This is a genomic window from Vibrio sp. D173a, assembly GCF_030248475.1.
Genome location: NZ_JAHGAH010000397.1, coordinates 1 through 2,917 on the forward strand (window position 1 = coordinate 1; position 2,917 = coordinate 2,917).

The following is a 2,917-nucleotide window of genomic DNA, read 5'->3' on the forward strand; positions in this document are numbered from 1 at the left end:
TATGAGGGGATTCGTAAGTGCAAGGCCTATTGACCAAGTACGAAATAATGAAAAGACCAACGAGGCATGGGAAAGAGGGAGGTGCAATGTTGGCCTTTAATCGCAGTGGATACTCAATGATGAAGTTGGGGAAGCTTACTTAGCAGATGCAGCGGGACGTTCTGTACAGGCTTCGCAGTTTCGGTGAGAATAAACACCACAGCAAGTAAGCAGATAGAGAAATTCTGGCTGAGTAAACAATTCACTTGTCTCTATGTACATGATGGCTCGAGTATAGCGCTTAGAACCAACCTTAATCGCTCCTACAGGGTTTTCGCCTTCATAGGCGGCTACGCTGAAGCCCATCTTTAGCATGACATCTACCGAGCTTTTGAGTGTCACGCTAGCATAGTAATGATGGATCTGAGCGTTTTGAGCTAAGAAAGTGAACTCAGTATGCAATTGCTTCCGAAAAACACGCTCGCTCTTTGAGTGTTGACTGATGGCGTAATAAGAATACACCCCTTTGTCTTTTATCCCCTTAGTCAGCCTAAGATCGATTGAATCGATAGGTAAGCGGTTCTTTTTAATTCTATCAATCTCATTTTCAAATGTTGGTTCAGTAAAAAACATGCCAATGTTATGGCCGACTAACTCTTTGTTAGAAAGGTATTTGTAAGTGATTGCTCGACCGTCTCGCTGGTATTCAACCAGATCGATGGAAGTGAGATTATGTTTGACGTTAAGCCACTTCAACTGATTGTGAAAGTTGTTGAGACTATGGATGAAGTCTTGCTCATTACTTTGTCTGAGCTCTTCCTCGTCAATATGGTTATGCTCAATAGGAAATGGCGTGTTGTAGTCAATTCCTGAAAGAATAGACATCGCATCCTGATATCGCTGCTTCAGCGACAATTCAAATTGCTCCACGTCATCTTTTAGCGATGAGTCCACCCCCAAACTGCACAAATAAGGCAGCAAGTTATTTTCAAATGCCCTAAGCACCCTTACCCTTCGACTAAGGCTTGGTTGAGTGATGCCTCTTTCCCAGCGACTGAAAGTGACACAATCTATGTTGGCTAAATCACCACCTAATAGGTTTAACTTTAGCGATGCTTGCTCCTGAGTTAACCCTAATGTGGTTCTTATTGATTTTAGATAACTCCCGAACACTTTACTTTCCCCCTTTGGTTTAAAACATGTCCATAGCTAAATTTGTTATATTTGGTAGAAGTTATGTGCATGATATTTCCCTGCCGAATATGTCAATTACTTGAAATGGTATTCAATTTACACACAGCCCTTAAAAATTGATATGGCGTATGGGAGGCTGATAATGCATTAATATTTATGTCGTATTTGTTCATAAATATTACGCAAATCGTATTATGTTTGTTGTTAAAATGAGAAGGCATTGTAATTATTGAGAGAATAGAAGATGCCTAGTTCAGGACTTATTTGTCCTAAATAACAATAACAATAACAATAACAATAAAAATGCCTTGAATTTACTCTCTTTTTTAGATTTGAATCGAATAGGTTAATGAAACATATACAATCATTCATACGGTAAGTTATTTTTTGCACTTATATTAAAAGTGAGAAATGTTCGGCTGGGAGAACATATTTTATATGGGTATATTAGATATTTATTAAGGAGTTAGTCGTTCAGGATTAATTAGAGTAAAAGCACTAATTTTAATGGTAATTAATACGATTTCATAGTGCTTGTTATATTAGAAGGATGACTTATATCGGTTTTTAGCCATTGATGATATTGGCTTGATGTTGATGAAGAAGAGAAATAATCGATGGTTGAGCTAATAAAACTGCGGTATCTACTTTTAGTAAGCATTTACGATATGCTGTTTTACCAATTTTAACTGACCCTATTTTATCGGGAGTATCGTAAGCGATTTTTTCTGCCCCTAGGCTTACCAAATAATCAGTAAACTTGTTATCAAAGGCGTAGTAGTACAGTTGAGTAATGTTAGAACGCTGAGCAATGTAATCGACCAATGTAGGGTGAAGAATCATGAATACCTGTTCGCTGGTCGCATAACGACTTAAACAACATAAAGCAAGTTCTCTGGCTTCTGAGTATGCCCGTGCAAGGTTAAACGGTAAGGTTTGATGCGGTGTACTAAAGCGGGTATCTAGATCTTCCACGCGAAATAAAAAAGAAATGGAATGACCGCGAACTTTTTGTGAAGCACTGTCTTTGTAGACTTTGGCAATCAGTTTCTTTTCTTCATGCATTGTTAAAAAGTCTAGATCGATCATTCCAGGATAGTGGGCATCTGCATTCAGGAAAAAGTTTTTTAACCGAGTAAGGTGAGCGTCAACCTCGTCTTCAAATAACGTTTCTTCGGTAATCTCAATCTCTTCGCTGGGCTTCAACTCTTCATAGTCTGACATCATCAATAACGCACGCTGGGAGCGAAAGCGTGTATAAAGAATATCATCTAGAAATGTCTCATCTTCAGGGGAGGGGATGGACAGTAAGAAGGGCTTTAGATCCAGCGTTAACTCACGCAATACTTTGATGGCTTTAATCGTATTGGGTGTGGTGGTGTTTCTTTCCCAGCGACTTACTGTCACTGAGTCAACGGATAGGAATTCGGGGTTAGCAAGGTTGAGCTTTGTGGCCAGTTCCTTTTGGGTTAATCCTTGTTGCACTCTCAACTGTTTTAGATAGTCTCCAAACATACATGTACCTTGTTGTTATTATTGAAAGGAGGCCTGCATTACGTTGGCCTCCTAAATTAGCTTTGTCCTAAATAACAACAATAACAATAAAAATGCCTTGAATTTACTCTCTTTTTTAGATTTGAATCTCATAGGTTAATGAAATATATACACTCGTCCATACGGTAAATTATTTTTTGCACTTATCTTAAAAGTGAGAAACGTTCGGCTGGGAGAACATATTTCATAT

At 38.5% G+C, this 2,917-nt stretch carries 1 protein-coding gene and 1 pseudogene; both read right to left on the minus strand.

Going from position 1 to position 2,917, the window contains the following annotated elements; genetic code table 11:
* Nucleotides 1-139: 139 nt before the first annotated feature.
* Nucleotides 140-1,152, minus strand: a pseudogene (locus KIV40_RS26170) (helix-turn-helix domain-containing protein).
* Between the two features lie 588 nt (nucleotides 1,153-1,740).
* Complete coding sequence (locus tag KIV40_RS26175) at nucleotides 1,741-2,688, minus strand: helix-turn-helix transcriptional regulator (RefSeq protein WP_285352106.1); 948 nt, start codon at nucleotides 2,686-2,688, stop codon at nucleotides 1,741-1,743.
* Between the last annotated feature and the right edge of the window lie 229 nt (nucleotides 2,689-2,917).

What these genes read in the sequence shown, in the direction of transcription:
- KIV40_RS26175 (WP_285352106.1), bottom strand. Translation starts at nt 2,688, where the DNA reads ATGTTTGGAGACTATCTAAAACAGTTGAGAGTGCAACAAGGATTAACC.